Annotated in this window: 15 protein-coding genes; 6 read left to right on the plus strand and 9 right to left on the minus strand. The window is 69.8% G+C overall.

Features of this window, described 5'->3' with window-relative positions:
- Positions 1-12: 12 nt before the first annotated feature.
- Both LK06_RS05880 and LK06_RS05885 read left to right on the plus strand, forming a co-directional pair.
- Positions 13-552 carry a YbhB/YbcL family Raf kinase inhibitor-like protein gene (locus tag LK06_RS05880; protein ID WP_039658296.1) on the plus strand — a complete coding sequence of 180 codons (540 nt, stop codon included), beginning with the start codon at positions 13-15 and terminating at the stop codon, positions 550-552.
- A gap of 168 nt (positions 553-720) precedes the next feature.
- Complete coding sequence (locus tag LK06_RS05885) at positions 721-1227, plus strand: HNH endonuclease (protein WP_039658311.1); 507 nt, start codon at positions 721-723, stop codon at positions 1225-1227.
- Between the two features lie 124 nt (positions 1228-1351).
- Here LK06_RS05885 and LK06_RS05890 read toward each other — a convergent pair whose 3' ends face one another.
- The 3 genes from LK06_RS05890 to LK06_RS05900 form a co-directional block, all read right to left on the minus strand.
- Positions 1352-2293: an SPFH domain-containing protein gene (locus LK06_RS05890; RefSeq protein WP_039658297.1), complete on the minus strand. Its 942-nt coding sequence runs from the start codon at positions 2291-2293 to the stop codon at positions 1352-1354.
- Positions 2294-2417: 124 nt separating this feature from the next.
- Complete coding sequence (locus LK06_RS05895; RefSeq protein WP_039658299.1) at positions 2418-2849, minus strand: NfeD family protein; 432 nt, start codon at positions 2847-2849, stop codon at positions 2418-2420.
- Between the two features lie 88 nt (positions 2850-2937).
- Positions 2938-3735 (minus strand): ABC transporter ATP-binding protein, encoded by a 798-nt coding sequence (locus LK06_RS05900; protein ID WP_039658301.1) that lies wholly within the window; start codon positions 3733-3735, stop codon positions 2938-2940.
- 150 nt (positions 3736-3885) lie between these two features.
- On the opposite strand from LK06_RS05900, the gene LK06_RS05905 reads away from it, so the two are divergent.
- On the plus strand, positions 3886-4674 hold the full coding sequence (locus LK06_RS05905; RefSeq protein WP_043408811.1) for a hypothetical protein: 789 nt from the start codon (positions 3886-3888) through the stop codon (positions 4672-4674).
- A gap of 57 nt (positions 4675-4731) precedes the next feature.
- Here LK06_RS05905 and LK06_RS05910 read toward each other — a convergent pair whose 3' ends face one another.
- The 4 genes from LK06_RS05910 to LK06_RS05925 all read right to left on the minus strand — a co-directional run bounded on the left by LK06_RS05910 (position 4732) and on the right by LK06_RS05925 (position 7427).
- On the minus strand, positions 4732-4971 hold the full coding sequence (locus LK06_RS05910) for a chaplin (RefSeq protein WP_039658305.1): 240 nt from the start codon (positions 4969-4971) through the stop codon (positions 4732-4734).
- Positions 4972-5196: 225 nt separating this feature from the next.
- Positions 5197-5433, minus strand: a complete 237-nt coding sequence (locus LK06_RS05915) for a chaplin (RefSeq protein WP_039658307.1) — start codon at positions 5431-5433, stop codon at positions 5197-5199.
- A gap of 181 nt (positions 5434-5614) precedes the next feature.
- The gene (locus LK06_RS05920; RefSeq protein WP_039655252.1) at positions 5615-6256 is read right to left on the minus strand and encodes a response regulator; all 642 of its coding nucleotides are present in this window, start codon (positions 6254-6256) and stop codon (positions 5615-5617) included.
- A complete protein-coding gene (locus LK06_RS05925; protein ID WP_039655253.1) occupies positions 6249-7427 on the minus strand; it encodes a GAF domain-containing sensor histidine kinase in 1179 nt (392 codons plus the stop codon). Before LK06_RS05925 ends, LK06_RS05920 begins: the two co-directional genes overlap by 8 nt.
- A gap of 1088 nt (positions 7428-8515) precedes the next feature.
- Here LK06_RS05925 and LK06_RS05930 point away from each other — a divergent pair.
- Positions 8516-9265: a transglycosylase SLT domain-containing protein gene (locus tag LK06_RS05930; RefSeq protein WP_039655254.1), complete on the plus strand. Its 750-nt coding sequence runs from the start codon at positions 8516-8518 to the stop codon at positions 9263-9265.
- A gap of 84 nt (positions 9266-9349) precedes the next feature.
- Here LK06_RS05930 and LK06_RS05935 read toward each other — a convergent pair whose 3' ends face one another.
- Positions 9350-11920 (minus strand): ABC transporter ATP-binding protein/permease, encoded by a 2571-nt coding sequence (locus LK06_RS05935; RefSeq protein ID WP_052270164.1) that lies wholly within the window; start codon positions 11918-11920, stop codon positions 9350-9352.
- A gap of 242 nt (positions 11921-12162) precedes the next feature.
- Between LK06_RS05935 and LK06_RS05940 the strand changes: the two genes are divergently transcribed.
- A complete protein-coding gene (locus LK06_RS05940; RefSeq protein WP_086083129.1) occupies positions 12163-14199 on the plus strand; it encodes a streptophobe family protein in 2037 nt (678 codons plus the stop codon).
- A 227-nt stretch (positions 14200-14426) separates the two neighbouring features.
- Entirely contained in the window at positions 14427-15650 is a 1224-nt protein-coding gene (gene serB / locus LK06_RS05945; RefSeq protein WP_039655256.1) for a phosphoserine phosphatase SerB, read from the plus strand.
- Between the two features lie 57 nt (positions 15651-15707).
- Here serB and LK06_RS05950 read toward each other — a convergent pair whose 3' ends face one another.
- Positions 15708-16226: a SixA phosphatase family protein gene (locus LK06_RS05950; RefSeq protein WP_039655257.1), complete on the minus strand. Its 519-nt coding sequence runs from the start codon at positions 16224-16226 to the stop codon at positions 15708-15710.
- Positions 16227-16280 lie beyond the last annotated feature (54 nt).

Below are 16280 nucleotides of genomic sequence, written 5' to 3' on the forward strand. Positions count from 1 at the left end.
GGAGGTACCGAGGTGACCGAGCTCAAACGGCGGCCGCTCCCCCACGACTTCCATCCGCCCGTGCCGTCGTTCACGGTGACGAGCGCGGATGTCGAGGAGGGTTCAACGCTCAGGAGCGCTCAGGTCCACGCGGAGGGCAACACGTCGCCGCAGCTACGCTGGGAAGGCTTCCCACCGGAGACCAAGAGCTTCGCAGTTACCTGTTACGACCCCGACGCGCCGACCGGCAGCGGGTTCTGGCACTGGGTTCTGTTCGACATCCCGGCCTCGGTGACCGAGCTGCCGGCGGGTGCGGGCAGCGGTAAGTTCGAGGGGCTGCCCGCGGGTGCCGTGCACGCGCGGAACGACTACGGGACCAAGGACTTCGGCGGTGCCGCTCCACCGCCCGGGGACGGCCCGCACCGGTACGTCTTCACGGTGTACGCAGTGGACCAGGCCAGGCTCGGTCCGGACGCGGACGCCAGTCCGGCCGTCGTGGGCTTCAACCTGCGGTTCCACACGATCGCGCGAGCCCAGCTCATCGGGGAGTACGAGAACCCGGCGAAGGGCTGACCGCGGCCCGCGCGATCAGCCCAGCGTTCATTGAACGTTTGCCCGCCTCTGGTCTTGGAAGTGATCAGAGGCGGGCATTTTTTATTGCGTTGTCCATCTCGGCGCGCCCGTACAGAGTTGGTCCGAGCCCGCCGGGGGGTGGGCAGGTGCACACGGGAGGTGGGCTGGATGCGTGACACGCTGGTGCTGAACGCGAGCTTCGAGCCGCTGTCGACGGTGACCTTGAACCGAGCCGTCGTCCTGGTGCTGCAGGACAAGGCCGTGGTCGAGCAGGCCCATCCCGAACTGCGGATGCGCGGCGCGGACGTGGACATACCGGCGCCGCGCATCATCAGGCTCTGCAGGTACGTACGCGTACCGTTCCGAAGACAGGCTTCCTGGTCGAGGCGGGCTGTGCTGGTGCGCGACCGGCACCGGTGCGCGTACTGCGGGCGCCGGGCGACGACCGTGGACCATGTGGTGCCGCGGGCCCAGGGCGGTCAGGACACCTGGCTGAACACGGTGGCTGCGTGCGCCGAGGACAATCACCGCAAGGCGAACCGGACTCCGGAGGAGGCGGGGATGGCCTTGCTGCGGATGCCTTTCGAGCCGACGCCTGCCGGTGCGATGCTGCTCGCCCTGGGGGCCGAGGAGTTCGCGTCCCTGCCCGGCTGGCTGGCCCACGACGCTGCCTGATCACGCGCTGCACGGGCGGTGCGGTTCGCCCGGCCATGAGCCGTCCTGGTGTCTTGGGCCTGGTCGCACGGGTTCCCCACGCCCCCTCGGGGCGTGGGGAACCCGTGTCGTTGCGCCAGATCCGTCAGTCGATCGAGGGCTTCTCGCGGCGCTCGGCGCCTGCGCCACCGTTGCCCGATGAACGGCCCCCCAGCGAACCGAGGTTGCCCACCGCGCCGGAGAGACCCTTGAGGGCGTCGCCGATTTCGCTGGGGACGATCCAGAGCTTGTTGGCGTCGCCCTCGGCGATCTTCGGCAGCATCTGGAGGTACTGGTAGGAGAGGAGCTTCTGGTCGGGGTCGCCGGCGTGGATGGCCTCGAAGACCGTACGGACCGCCTGGGCCTCACCTTCGGCACGCAGGGCGGCGGCCTTGGCCTCACCTTCCGCGCGAAGGATCTGGGACTGCTTCTCACCCTCCGCGGTGAGGATGGCGGCCTGACGCGTACCTTCCGCGGTCAGGATCGCGGCGCGCTTGTCACGGTCGGCGCGCATCTGCTTCTCCATCGAGTCCTGGATGGAGGTGGGTGGCTCGATGGCCTTCAGTTCGACGCGGTTGACGCGGATGCCCCACTTGCCGGTGGCCTCGTCCAGAACACCGCGCAGGGCCGCGTTGATCTCCTCACGGGAGGTGAGGGTGCGCTCCAGGTCCATGCCGCCGATGATGTTGCGCAGTGTGGTGACCGTGAGCTGCTCGATGGCCTGGATGTAGCTGGCGACCTCGTAGGTGGCCGCCCGGGCATCGGTGACCTGGTAGTAGATGACCGTGTCGATGTTGACGACCAGGTTGTCCTGGGTGATCACCGGCTGCGGCGGGAACGGGACGACTTGCTCGCGCAGGTCGATGCGGTTGCGGATGGTGTCGATGAACGGGACCACGATGTTCAGGCCCGCGTTGAGCGTCCGCGTGTAGCGGCCGAAGCGCTCAACGATGGCGGCGCTGGCCTGTGGTATGACCTGGATCGTCTTGATCAGGGCGATGAAGACCAACACCACCAGAATGATCAAGACGATGATGACCGGTTCCATCGTCGTTGCCCGTACCCTTCTCCGCCTCGGCACGCTCGGCAGATGTGATGACTGTTGAAGATCGTGCTGGTCGAGTCTGACAGACCGTCGCGCGACTCGGGAACAGTTCTCCGTGAGTCGCTTCTCAGATGACGATCGCGGTGGCCCCTTCGATGTCCACGACGTCCACCTCCTGGCCCACTTCGTAGGCGCGGCCGGTGTCGAGGGCGCGTGCCGACCAGACCTCTCCGGCGAGCTTGATGCGGCCTCCGGAACTGTCGACCCGCTCCAGCACGACGGCCTGCCTGCCCTTCAGTGCCTCCACGCCGGTGGCGAGTCCGGGGCGTTGTCTGCCGTGTCGGGCCGCGATCGGCCGGACGACGCCGATGAGGGCGACGGAGACGACGAGGAACAGCAGTACCTGGATCACGGCGTCGAAGCCGAGGGCGGCGGCGACCGCGGCCGCAACGGCTCCGACCGCGAGCATGCCGAACTCCGGCATCGCGGTGACCACGAGCGGAATTCCGAGCGCTGCCGCGCCGACGAGCCACCACACCCATGCGTCGATGTCGTTCACATGGTCATGGTAGGACCGCAGTCGGGCGGCGGACAGGGCGCGGCGAGGAACGAGGGCCGCGGTGCCGACGAGCCAGGCTGGTCCGCAGTCAGGACATGGGAAGGCCCTGGGCGGTCCAGCGATCGCCCACCTGCTCGACGACGAGCGGGAGCCCGAAGCAGAGGGAGAGGTTCCGCGAGGTCAGTTCGAGCTCGATCGGGCCGGCGGTGAGGACCTTGCCCTGGCGGATCATGAGGACATGGGTGAACCCGGGGGCGATCTCCTCGACGTGGTGGGTGACCATGATCATTGAGGGGGCGATGGGGTCACGGGCGAGCCGGCCGAGCCGGCGGACCAGGTCCTCACGGCCGCCGAGGTCGAGGCCGGCGGCGGGCTCGTCGAGGAGGAGCAGCTCCGGGTCGGTCATCAGGGCGCGGGCGATCAGGGTGCGCTTGCGCTCGCCCTCGGAGAGGGTGCCGAACTTGCGGTCGAGGTAGTCGCTCATACCGAGGCGGTCGAGGAAGGCGCGAGCGCGCTCCTCGTCGACCGCCTCGTACTCCTCCTGCCAGCCGGCCGTCATGCCGTAGGCGGCGGTGAGGACCGTCTGCAGGACCGTCTGACTCTTGGGGAGCTTCTCGGCCAGGGCGATGCCGGCCACGCCGATGCGGGGGCGCAGCTCGAAGACGTCGGTACCGGGCTTGCCGAGGGTCTCACCGAGGACGGTGGCGGTGCCCTTGCTGGGGAAGAGGTAGCTGGAGGCGACGTTCAGGAGGGTGGTCTTGCCGGCGCCGTTGGGGCCGAGGATGACCCAGCGTTCGCCCTCCTTCACCGACCAGGAGACCTGGTCCACCAGAGCCCGGCCCTCGCGGACCACGGATACGTCCTGAAGCTCCAGAACATCGCTCATGAGCGCGTTGTCTCCCCTTGCAGTGTGGCCGGTCTCGGCTGTCGCGTACGCCTGTGGCTCGGTCCGCCACGCCTGTGGGCGCAGCCCTTATGAAATCTACGCCACGAGTGCCCCACTCCATTCCATCGGTCCGGTCCTTAGGCTGGGGGCATGCTCTCGGAACCACGCTCAGGACGCCTTGCCGCTTGGGGAAATGCCCTTTTCGCCGGAAAGGTCGCTCCGGATGATGCCGCACTCGCCATCGTGGGCGAGGACGCGGTGCACCGGGTAGAGGGACTGCCGGGTGAGTCCGCACCCGTCGGGCTCACGCTCGCACTCGGGCGGCTGCGGACGCTGGGGGCGACGGGGTTGCGGGTCGCACTGCCGGCACCGGGGCACCCGCTGGGGCTGAGCGGGCCCGCGGAGTTCAATGCACGGGCGCTGGAGGCCGGGGAGGCGGTGGTCTGCCACGGTGCCGCTTTCGGGCTGGTCCCGGAGGTGTACGAGGCTGGGCCCGATGGTGATGTACATGCCGAGGTGGTCTGGCACGTACGGCCGGTGCGGGAGGCACCGCCGGCCGACGTGCCCTCACTGGGCGAGGCGGAGCGGGAGCTGGCGGAGGCTCTGCGGGAGGCGACCGCGGCGCTGTCGCAGCTGGACGTGGCCGGGTCGGGTCCGGTGGCGGAGGCGGCGATCGACGCGTACCGGGCACGGGCCGAAAGCGGACGGCAAGTGCTGGCACCCGGGTATCCCCCGCGTGCGGTACGGGTCTTGGAGCTTGCGCAACGGGTCGCGTTGCTGGTGTCACTGGCACACGGCAACGGCCACGGCGGAGCGGTCAGCGCCTCGGAGATGGCGGCCCGCGGATCGGCTCTGCGACCGGTGGAGCGGACGGCTCGGCGGGCCCAGGTGGCGGCGTACAACTCCATGGTGGAGGAGCGGGAGCGGGGGGTCCGCTGACACGGGAAGGGCTCCCCGGTCCGGTGTCGGTCGGGGAGCCCACCACGTGGTGGAGCGTCAGTCGTTGACGGCGGTGTTGCCGAAGGCGGGGTTCAGCGCGCCGACCAGGTTGGCGGTGTTGCCGCTGATGTTGACCGGAACGTGGATGGGAAGCTGACCGACGTTGCCCGAGCCGACGCCCGGGGACCCCACGGCCGCGCCCTCGGCGCCCGCGTCGGCGACGGCGGCACCGGCGGATGCGCCTGCGGCGATTCCGGCCACGGTCACGGCGATGGCGGCCTTCTTGGCGATGTTCATGGAACGGATTCCTCCTGCGTGTGCGTGTCCGACCCGGCCGTGGGTCGTGCGCTGCTCAACGCGGCAGCCGTTCGCTGGGTACGGCAAGCCGAGCTTGAGCGCCCGTTCAGGCCAGTTGGATGACAAGCCCGACGACAATCGGACAGGCCTCGGGGCCTGACGGGCTCCGGGACCCTACAGGCCCCCCGGTGCACTCGGGGGGCCTGTGGTCACGCGGAGGAAGGCTCAGTGGTTGAGACCGAGGTTGCCGAAGACCGGGTTCAGCACACCGACGACGCTCGCACTGTTGCCCGTGGCGTTCACCGGGACGTGCACGGGGACCTGGAGGACGTTGCCGGACACGACGCCGGGGGAACCGTGGGCCTCACCACAGGCCTCAGCGGCGGAGGCCATCCCCGCACCGGCGGCCACCAGGCCGCCGGCCACCACGGTCAAGGCCGCTGCCTTCTTCATGTTCTTCACTTTCCACCCCTCCTAGGTGTTCACCGCGGCGGTTCGACGCGGCACACACGGGAGAACGGCGGAGACCGCCAGAGGGTGCGCCATCCGAGTGACATTCCCACGACGGTATGAATCTCATCCTGCAGCGGAACCTTCTGCGTTGCCGCACGCAGTCTCGGGACGAGCTGGTGGGCGGAGCGGTTCAGCCGGTCACACCATGGCGTACGGCCCACAGCGCGGCTTGAGTACGGTCGGCGAGGTCGAGTTTCATCAGGATGTTGGACACGTGGGTCTTGACGGTCTTCTCGGACAGGACCAGAGCACGCGCTATCTCGCGGTTGGAGCGGCCGTCCGCTATCAGGCCGAGCACCTCACGTTCCCGCTCGGTGAGCGAACCCCCTCTTCCCTGAGCCGAGTTGGCCTCATCTTGGGAGAGCAGGGCGTCAGCAACCTCCGGCTGGAGCAGGACGTGCCCTGCGTGCACGGAGCGGATGGCGCCGGCGAGGGCGTCGGGGTCGACGTCCTTGTAGACGTACCCGGCGGCGCCCGCCCGTAGGGCCGGAACCACCGTGCGCCGCTCGGTGAAGCTGGTGACGATCAGCACGCGTGCGGGGCTGGCGAGTTCACGCAGCCTGCGCAGGGCGTCGATGCCGTCCGTGCCCGGCATCTTGATGTCCATGAGAACGACGTCAGGCCGCAGTTCCTCGGCGCGGGCGACTCCCTCGGCGCCGTCCGCGGCCTCGCCGACGACCTCGATGTCGTCCTGCACCTCCAGGAAGGTGCGCAGACCCCGGCGGACGACCTGGTGGTCATCGACGAGGAGCACCCTGATCGCTTCACCCACCGGGGACCTCCATCTCGATCGTCGTGCCCTTGCCGGGCTCCGATTCCACGGTCAGCGTGCCACCGACCCCGTTCGCCCGGTCCCGCATCGAGACCAGTCCCAAGTGGCGTCCGGCACGGCGGACCGCCTTGGGGTCGAACCCGCTGCCGTCGTCCGTGACACTCAGGACAGCTCCGCAGCCGCGCCGCTGCACGCTGACCTCGACGTGGTCGGCCGCGGAGTGGCGCAACGCGTTGTGCAGGGCCTCCTGTGCGACGCGCAGCAAGGCCTCCTCCTGGGCAGCGGGCAGGGCGCGGAAGCCGTTGCCCACGAAGGTGACGCGCGCAGCGTGGGCGCGGTCGAGGACCTGAGTCTGGTTGCGCAAGGTGGCGATCAGTCCGTCCTCGTCCAGCGCGGCGGGGCGCAGTTCCACAACGGCTGCGCGCAGTTCGTCCACCGCCTCGGCGGCGAGGGCAGCCACCTGCTGCAGTTCGCCCTTGGCCCGCGCGGGCGCGCGGTCGACGAGAGCTGCCGCCGCCTGAGCGGTCAGACGCAGGGAGAACAACTTCTGACTGACCGCGTCGTGCAGCTCGTGGGCGAGGCGGGAGCGCTCCTCGGCGATGGTCAGTTCCCGGCTGCGCTCGTAGAGACGGGCGTTGGTGAGGGCAATGGCGGCGTGCTGGGCGAGGATGCCGAGCAGCTCCTCGTCCTCTTGGGTGAAGCCGCAGCCGTCTTCCGCTCCGGTGCCGGCCGGAGGTGACGGACGTCGCCCCGTGGGGCGCAGCTTGTTCGCGAGGAAGAGCGCGCCGATGGTCTCCTCACCGTCGCGGATGGGCATGCCCAGGAAATCGACCATGTCGGGGTGGGCGGTCGGCCAGCCCTCGAAGCGCGGGTCCTCGCGCACGTCGGCGAACCGCTCCGGGCGGGTTTCGTGCAGCATCGCCGCGAGGATGCCGTGCTGGCGGGGCAGCGGGCCGATCGCCTTCCACTGTGCGTCGCTGACGCCGTCCACGACGAACTGGGCGAAGCCGCCGTGGTCGTCGGGAACCCCGAGCGCAGCGTACTGCGCATCGAGCAGCTCGCGGGCGGAGGCGACGATCGTCTTGAGGACGTCACGCACCTCCAGATGTCTGCTCATCGCCAGCAGGGCCGAACTGACCGCGGCGAGACCGGACCGGGGGCCTTGACTCATGTCCTCACGGTACCGGCGGAGCCCGGCACCGCGGATCGGACCCGTGATGGCGGGATACCGGGCCGCTGGTCCTAGGGCCCAGGGCGTAGGGCCGGGGCGTAGCGCCGGGGGCGTGCGACGTACGTCGAAGGGCCCCGCGGTGTGTGGCCGGGCATCCGAGGCGCAGCTGGAGGTGCCGTTCTACGTTGCGGCGCTCACCTGGCAGAGGCTGCGGGAGCCACTGGCCGGGATCGTGATCGCACCCGCGGGCGTCGTACCGCTGTGGCTGCGCCTGCTGGACGGCGGCCAGTCAAGGCCGGTGCGCGGCTCCGGCTCTGGATGGGGTACCGCGCGCGCCCGGGCGCCCGGGAAAGGCACGAGGAGGGGGTCGACGGAGGCACTCCGGGCTCCGTGTCCGGAGCGGTCCCTGGCGCCGGAGGCGTTGGCCCGGTTGATCGACGCGGCACAGGCAGGGGGCAGACGGTGGCCGTGGGAACGGTGGCCGTGCGGTCCGAGGTGCCGGAGGTAGGGCTCGGCGGGGCGGTGCGGGCGGCCCGGGGAGCGGGCGGACGTGGTCGTCACGCCCGGGGGGGCGGGACGTGGGTGGCGGATCGGGCTGTTGACCGCACGGCACGAGCCGGAGGCCATCCGTCTGCCGCCTCTGGAGGCGGTCCCCGCCCGGACCGCGGTCTGCCGTGCCGAAGAAGGAGGTCGCGCGAGCGCCGTCTCTGGCACGAGTTCGACGGCGTCCCTCTCCTCCTCCGGGAGGAGAACCCTCACATGGAGCATTGCGATGGCAACTCTTAGTAAGAAGGCTAGGAGTCCGATGTGAGCCCGCACATAGGGCGCACATCACGTACGAACGGGCATAGGAGATAAAGCTCCCCGGCATGAACGGGATAGACGGTCCAATCTGTCCCGTTTTGCCCTTCCCTGATCCACTATCCAGGATAGTACGTCACACCTTTGCCACAGGATTTTGCGCAAGCTAAGAATTGCTTCCGTCGCTCAGCGCCGCGGGTTCCGCCCGCGGCGTTCGTGCGGGAGGAGCCGATTCCCCCGGCGGACGCAGGAGCGACCTCCGCGCTATTCGAAGAGGTCCATCAGCCATGCCAAAGAACATCCTCAGCCGAGCTCGTACCCATGCCCTCACCAAGCGGCACAGGATCGCCGTTGCCGGTGTCGCCGCTCTGGGCACGGCCGCCCTGGCCCTCTCGGCCGCCCCCGGCAACGCCGAGACCGTCGCCACCGGCACCCCGGCCACGACCGCCCAGGTCGCCGCCGGTACCACCCTGCAGAACGTCAAGGGCACGGTCACCGACCAGCTCGCCACCAAGCAGGTCAAGCTCGACACCTTCGCGGCGAAGAAGAAGACCGCCGACGAGGCCGCCGCCAAACAGCGCGCCGCGGCTGCCGCGAAGAAGAAGGCCGCCGCCGAAACCGCCGCGAAGAAGGCCGCGCGGGACCGCGCGGCGAAGCAGGCCGCGAACCGGTCCGTCCAGCGACCGCAGATGGAGACGGTCGCCGCGAAGACGTACGCCAACAACCTGGACGGCTGGATCCGGCACGCCCTGGCCATCATGCACGCCAAGGGCATCCCGGGCAGCTACAACGGTCTGCACCGCAACATCATGCGGGAGTCCTCCGGCAACCCCAACGCCATCAACAACTGGGACATCAACGCCATCAACGGCATCCCGTCCAAGGGTCTGCTGCAGGTCATTCCCCCGACCTTCAAGGCGTACCACGTGGCCGGCACCTCCTGGAACATCTACGACCCGGTAGCCAACATCACCGCAGCCGCCAACTACGCGGCCCACCGTTACGGCTCGATCGACAACGTCAACAGCGCGTACTGAGGCTGGCGCGGACCTCAGCAACGCACGCCGAAGGGCGGCACCCCGATGCGGGTGCCGCCCTTCGGCATTGCGCTGCTCGCCCGGTTACCTGCGCATGACCTCCGGTTCGTGCCGGCGCAGGAAGCGGGCCACGAGAAAGCCGCAGACCACACCGAGCACGATCAGCGCGACCATGTCCAGGCCCCAGGCCGACGCCGTATGGTTCCACAGCGGGTCGGTACTGCCCGGGTCGTCGACGTTCGGGGCGATGTTGTTGAAGTCCAGTGTGGTGCCGGCCGCGGCCACCGCCCAGCGCGACGGCATCAGGTACGAGAACTCGTTGACGCCGGGCGTGCCGTGCAGGGTGAAGAGGCAGCCGGTGAACACGACCTGGATGATCGCGAACATCACCAGCAGCGGCATGGTCTTCTCGGCGGTCTTCACCAGCGAGGAGATCACCAGGCCGAACATCATCGAGGCGAAGCCCAGCCCCATGATCGGCAGACACAGCTCGAAGAGCGTGGAGCCGCCCAGGACGAGTCCCCGGCCGGGGATCCTCCGGGAGGAGAAACCGATCAGGCCGACCATCAGTCCCTGCAGCATGGTGATGACACCGAGCACGACCACCTTGGACATCAGGTACGCCGACCGGGACAAGCCGGTCGCCCGCTCCCGCTCGTAGATGACCCGTTCCTTGATCAGTTCACGGACGGAGTTCGCGGCACCCGCGAAGCACGCACCCACGGCGATGATCAGCAGCACGGTGGTGGCCGTGCCGTTGGGGACGTGGGTTCCGGTTCTGGGATTGATCGCCTGGTTGACCAGCAGGCCGCGGTTGTGGTCGATCAACAGGCTGACCGAGCCGATGACCGCCGGAAGGATCACCGTCAGCGCCAGGAAGCCCTTGTCCGAGGCGATGACCGCCGCGTAGCGCCGGATCAGGGTCATCAGCTGAGAGCCCCAGCCCTGCGGCTTCGGCGGCTTCATCGCCTGCGGCACCGGCACGGGTACGGCCTGTGCGGCGACCGCGTCGATCTCCGCGGCGTACATCTGGTAGTGCTGCGAGCCCTTCCAACGGCCCGCCCAGTCGTAGTCACGGTAGCTCTCGAAGGCGGAGAAGACATCGGCCCAGCTGTCGTAGCCGAAGAAGTTCAACGCCTCCTCCGGCGGTCCGAAGTAGGCCACCGCGCCGCCCGGCGCCATCACCAGCAGCTTGTCGCACAGGGCCAGTTCGGCCACCGAGTGGGTGACGACGAGCACCGTGCGACCGTCGTCGGCGAGGCCGCGCAGCAACTGCATGACATCGCGGTCCATGCCCGGGTCGAGGCCGGACGTCGGCTCGTCCAGGAAGATCAGCGACGGCTTGGTGAGCAGTTCCAGGGCCACCGAGACGCGTTTGCGCTGGCCACCGGAGAGGGAGGTGACCTTCTTCTCCTTGTGCACGTCGAGCTTCAGCTCGCGCAGCACCTCGTCGATGCGCGCCTCGCGCTCCAGCGCGGTGGTGTCGGCCGGGAAGCGCAGCTTGGCCGCGTACTTCAGGGCCTTGTTGACGGTCAGCTCCTTGTGCAGGATGTCGTCCTGCGGAACCAGACCGATACGCTGGCGCAGCTCCGCGAACTGCTTGTACAGATTGCGGTTGTCGTACAGCACCTCGCCCTGGTTCGCGGGCCGGTAACCGGTGAGCGCCTTCAGCAGGGTGGACTTGCCGGAACCGGACGGGCCGATGACCGCGATCAGCGACTTCTCCGGCGCTCCGAAGGAGACGTCCTTGAGGATCTGCTTGCCGCCGTCGACCGTGACGGTCAGGTGGCGCGCGGAGAAGGTGACCTCGCCGGTGTCGACGAACTCCTCAAGGCGGTCTCCGACGATGCGGAAGGTGGAGTGGCCGACACCCACGATGTCGCTCGGTCCGAGCGGCACCGTGCCGCCCTTGGCGATCGGCTGGCCGTTGACGTAGGTGCCGTTGTGCGAGCCGAGGTCGCGGATCTCGAAGCGGCCGTCGGGCGTCGAGCGAAATTCGGCGTGGTGCCGGGAGACCTGCAGGTCGGAGACGACCAGATCGTTCTCCAGGGCACGGCCGATGCGCATCACGCGGCCGAGCGAGAACTGGTGGAACGTGGTCGGACTGCGGTCGCCGTAGACCGGCGGCGCGCCAGCGCCACCACCGGGCGTCTTCTGCGCGTACTGTTCGCCGGGCCCGCCCTGCTGCTGCGGGAACGCGGGTGCCTGCTGCCAGCCAGGCTGCGGGGCCTGCTGCTGCGCGGAAGCCTGGTGCGGCACCACCTGCTGCGGGGCCTGCTGTGCCCAGCCGGGTGTACCGGTGCCCGGCTGGGCATACGGTGCTGCCCCCTGCGGCTGCTCGCCCGGGCCGCCGACCGGTGTCACGGCCGCGGACAGATCCAGCCGCGGTCCGTCGGTCGCATTGCCGAGGTGCAGCGACGCGCCGGGGCCGATGTCCATGTGCCGGATCCGCCGGCCTTGCACGAACGTGCCGTTGGTGCTGCCGTGGTCCTCGATGACCCAACTGCGGCCGTCGAAGCTGACCGTGGCGTGCCGCCAGGAAACCCTGGCGTCATCGAAGACGATGTCGCCCTGCGGATCGCGCCCGAGGGTGTAGGGCCTGGACGGGTCGAGCGTCCAGGTCCGTCCGTTTGATTCCAGTACGAGTTCCGGCACTCCATGCCCCACTGAGTTGTCCCCCGCGTTACCCCCATCACAGGGAGTCTAGGGATGTCGAACATCGGGGGGAACTATTTCAGGCGGGGCGCTCTGACTGAAACTCGGGCCTTGCCAAGGGCGCCGGCACGCGCTTCAACTCGCCCCGTTGACGAGGGTTGAAAGCCGGCCGGAGAGTGGTAATTCCCCGCGAGGGGGACGAGCGCGGCTGCGGTGCCGCGCCGCGGATCGGGGGGTCTGCCATGAACGCTGCCAAGGGCATCGCGGCCGGGCGGCACGGTGCGAAACTGCCCTGGACGGACATCCTGCTGTCCGCAATCGCCGCGGTGAGCTGGGCGTTGATCGGGATGGCGGGTACGGCCGCGCTGGGGCTGCACCTCCTGCGGGCGGATGCGGCGGGCTCGCTGGGCCCCATGACAGCGGCTGTTGTGGCACTCGGGGCCGGTGGGTCCGTCACACCGTCGGGCAGTGTGTCGGCGTTCGGACTGAAAGGCGCCGAGGCCCACACCGCCATCGAGATCACGCCACTCGGGGTGAGTCTGGCCGGAGCCCTGTTGCTGGCGTGGTTCTTCCTGCGGTCCCTGCGCACGGCCGGAGTTGTGATCGCACCCGTCGAACTCCTCGCGCGTGCGGGCACGGTGGCCCTGCTCTTCGCAGCGATGCTGGGCGGCCTCGCCTGGGCCGGCCACGACGTCGTCACCATCGACGGTGGCTCGCTCGGCCTGGACCAGCTGCCGGGTGGGTCCGGCGGGAAAGGCAGCGGACTGAGCATTCCCGGTCTCGGGGACGTGGGCGGACTACTGCCGGACCGGATCGGGGGGCTGATCCACGCCAAGGCAGCGGTCGGTTTCACGGTGAACGCCTCGGCCACGGTGCTCGGAGGCCTCGGCTGGTGTGCCGGGATCCTGCTGATCGCGCTGCTCGCCTCCCGCCGTGCTCCCCTGCCACCCGGCTGGGCCGTCCTGCACCGGGTGGTGCGGCCGGCGGTCTCGGCTCTCGTGACCGTGCTGCTGGTGGCAGTGGTGGCGGGGCTCGCGACGGCGGCGTACACGGCGGCCGGCGACGCCCACCCCCGGCGGATCGCCGGCGCTGCCCTCCTCGGCACGCCGAACGGAGTCTGGCTCGGCATCCCGCTGGGCTTGTTCGTCCCCTGGGACGGCCGGGCCACCGGTGTACTCGGCACGCTGCTCCCGCACCCGCTGGACCAACTCCTGAGCAACCGGTCGGATCAGCCCGTGACCCTGGACCGGCTGGCCGAGCTCGACGGACGGGTGTGGCTGCTGGCGGTGGCGGCGGGGCTGTTGATGCTCCTGGCCGGGATACTGACGGCGGTACGCACGCCGGTGGGCCGACCTTCCGGCACCGCCCTCGGCCACGCCGGCCACTGTGCGCTCCGGCTCGGGGTCGCGACCGCGCTCGCCCTACCCCTGCTCACCCGCCTTACGGACGTCTCGGTGGACGCCTCGCTCTCCGTTCTCGGCATCGACGCCTTCGGGGCGGGTATCCAGTTGCGCGGCCAAATCGGCGCGGCCCTTCTCCTGGGGGCGTTGTGGGGCGCGGGCGCCGGAGCGGCAGGGGCACTCGTGGCCTGGGGAACTCGGGCGGCGGGCACACGGGCGGTGCCGGCGTCCCGTACCACCCCGGACGCTGCCGCGACCGTGCGGGACGGCGGGACGGGTCATGGGCCGGGGCACTCCGGGGACGGGTCCCCGGCCGGGGACCCGCTGCTTGCACGTGCCGGGCACCATGAACACAGCGGACACGGCGAACACGGCGACGGTCGCTGGCCCTCTGGTCGCAAAGGCGGGGCCGGCGACTCCGGGGCCGGAGACCGTTCCGAGCGCGTCGGGCACCGTGACGGTGCCGCGCGCTCCGGGCACGGAGGTGCCAGGCAGTCCGGTGCCGAGGCTGGTGCCGACGCCGGGCTCTCCTGGCCCGACCAAGGGATCGGGGGTTCCGCATACGGCAACGGCGCCGGACCGTACGTGCCGAGCAGGCCGTACCGGGCACCGAATCCCGACACCAACCCGTACCTGCAGGTTCCGGGGGAACCGCCGGAGCCGTCCCCACCGGCCGGCGGAAACGACGTGTACGGTGCACCGACCGTAGCCGGGCCGCTCGGTCCTCCTCCACCGCCCCCGCGTCGCAGCCCGTCCCGGCGGCCGGACGTTCGAGCACAGGCACCGGCGGACAACGACGGACCACCACCGCCCCCGCCCCCGCCCCCGCCCCCGCCCCCGCCCCCGCCCCCGCCGGGAACGCCGAAACGGCGCAGGTGAGACTGCTGCGCCCCGGAGAAGCGGCGTGGTCTCCCGTGTGGTGGTCCGGCCCGCCGGGCCGGACCGTGGCACAGTCGTGGTGAGGCCGGACCGGCGTGGCGAGCGGGTGGACGCGTGGTCTTCCCGGCGGCAAGGTCCCCGACACCGGCGCGACACCCGCTGTTCCGTGTCCGGCAGGCGGACCTCGTAGGCGGAAGGCACTGGGTGCCGGATACGGTGGTGACACCATGAGCGCTTCGCAGACCTCCGCCGCTGAGACCTCCGAGATCCCCACCCTCCTCGTCAAGGTCTTCGGCAAGGACCGGCCGGGTATCACTGCCGGCCTCTTCGACACCCTTGCCGCCTACTTCGTCGACGTGGTCGACATCGAGCAGGTCGTCACCCGGGGCCGCCTGGTGCTGTGCGCCCTGGTCACCCAGCCACCGGCCGGCCTGGAAGGCGATCTACGGGCCACCGTGCACAGCTGGGCCGAGTCAATGAAGATGCAGGCGGAGATCATCTCGGGGCACGGCGACAACCGTCCGCGCGGTCTGGGGCGCTCCCTTGTGACCGTCCTCGGTCATCCGCTCACCGCTGAGTCGACGGCCGCCATCGCCGCCCGGATCGCGAAGGCTGACGGCAACATCGACCGTATCTTCCGGCTGGCCAAGTATCCTGTGACGGCAGTGGAGTTCGCTGTTTCCGGCGTGGAGACCGAGCCGCTTCGCACGGCGCTTGCCTCGGATGCTGCGGCACTGGGTGTCGACATCGCGGTGGTCTCGGCGGGCCTGCACCGGCGCGCCCAGCGACTGGTGGTCATGGACGTGGACTCCACTCTGATCCAGGACGAGGTCATCGAACTGTTCGCCGCGCACGCCGATTGCGAGGACAAGGTCGCTGAGGTGACGGCGGCGGCGATGCGCGGGGAACTGGACTTCGAGCAGTCGTTGCACGCCCGGGTGGCACTCCTGAAGGGGCTGGACGCCTCGGTGGTGGAGAAGGTGCGAAAGGAGGTCCGGCTGACGCCGGGCGCCCGCACCCTGATCCGTACGCTGAAGCGGCTCGGCTACCAGGTCGGCGTTGTCTCGGGTGGCTTCACCCAGGTGACGGACGACCTTCGGGAGCGGCTGGGGCTCGACTTCGCCCAGGCCAACACGCTGGAGATCATCGATGGGAAGCTGACCGGCCGGGTCACCGGGGAGATCGTGGACCGGGCGGGGAAGGCCCGGCTGCTGCGCCGGTTCGCCGCGGAGGCCGGGGTGCCGCTGTCGCAGACGGTGGCGATCGGCGATGGCGCAAATGACCTGGACATGCTGAACGCAGCCGGACTGGGTGTTGCCTTCAACGCCAAGCCGGTGGTCCGTGAGGCAGCGCACACAGCGGTGAACTTCCCGTTCCTGGACACGGTGCTCTACCTCCTGGGCATCACCCGCGAAGAGGTCGAGGCCGCCGACACACACGACGAGGGCTGAACCGGACGACGGTGTGCAGGTCCCGGACCAGCCGGTCCGGGACCTGCCGGATGCGGGTCACTCCGAGGGCGCCCAATAGTCAGTGAGTGTGGCCGTCCCCGGCTCCAGGCCCTTCCAGGGGCCGCCGCAGGACAGCAGCGCGAAACCGGCGGCGGGAAAGCCCCGACGGTTCATCCGCTCGCGGGCATCGCCCTCGGCCGAACCGGCCAGGATGTCGGCCAGGCCGTGCACCCCCGGATTGTGGCCGATGAGGATCACATTCCGCACGTCGTCCGGGACCTCGTTGAACAGGGCGATCAGCTCGCCGGGAGAGGCCTCGTAGACCCGCTCCTCGTAGATGGTTTTCGGCCGGTGCGCCAGTTCATGAACAGCGAGCTTCCAGGTCTCACGGGTCCGGGCCGCGGTGGAACACAAGGCCAGGTCGAAGGTGATGGCGGTGTCGGCCAGCTTGCGTCCGGCGACTGCGGCGTCCTTGCGACCCCGCTCGGCGAGCGGGCGCTCATGGTCGGACACCTGGGGCCAGTCGGCTTTCGCATGCCTGAGGAGGACGATCCTGCGGGGTTCTGCGACGCTCATGCAAACCAGCTTCGCATGAAACGGACCACCCGGCGCAGGTAGTTGACATGCAGA

Origin of the sequence: Streptomyces pluripotens, assembly GCF_000802245.2 — a bacterium.
Taxonomy (GTDB): domain Bacteria; phylum Actinomycetota; class Actinomycetes; order Streptomycetales; family Streptomycetaceae; genus Streptomyces; species Streptomyces pluripotens.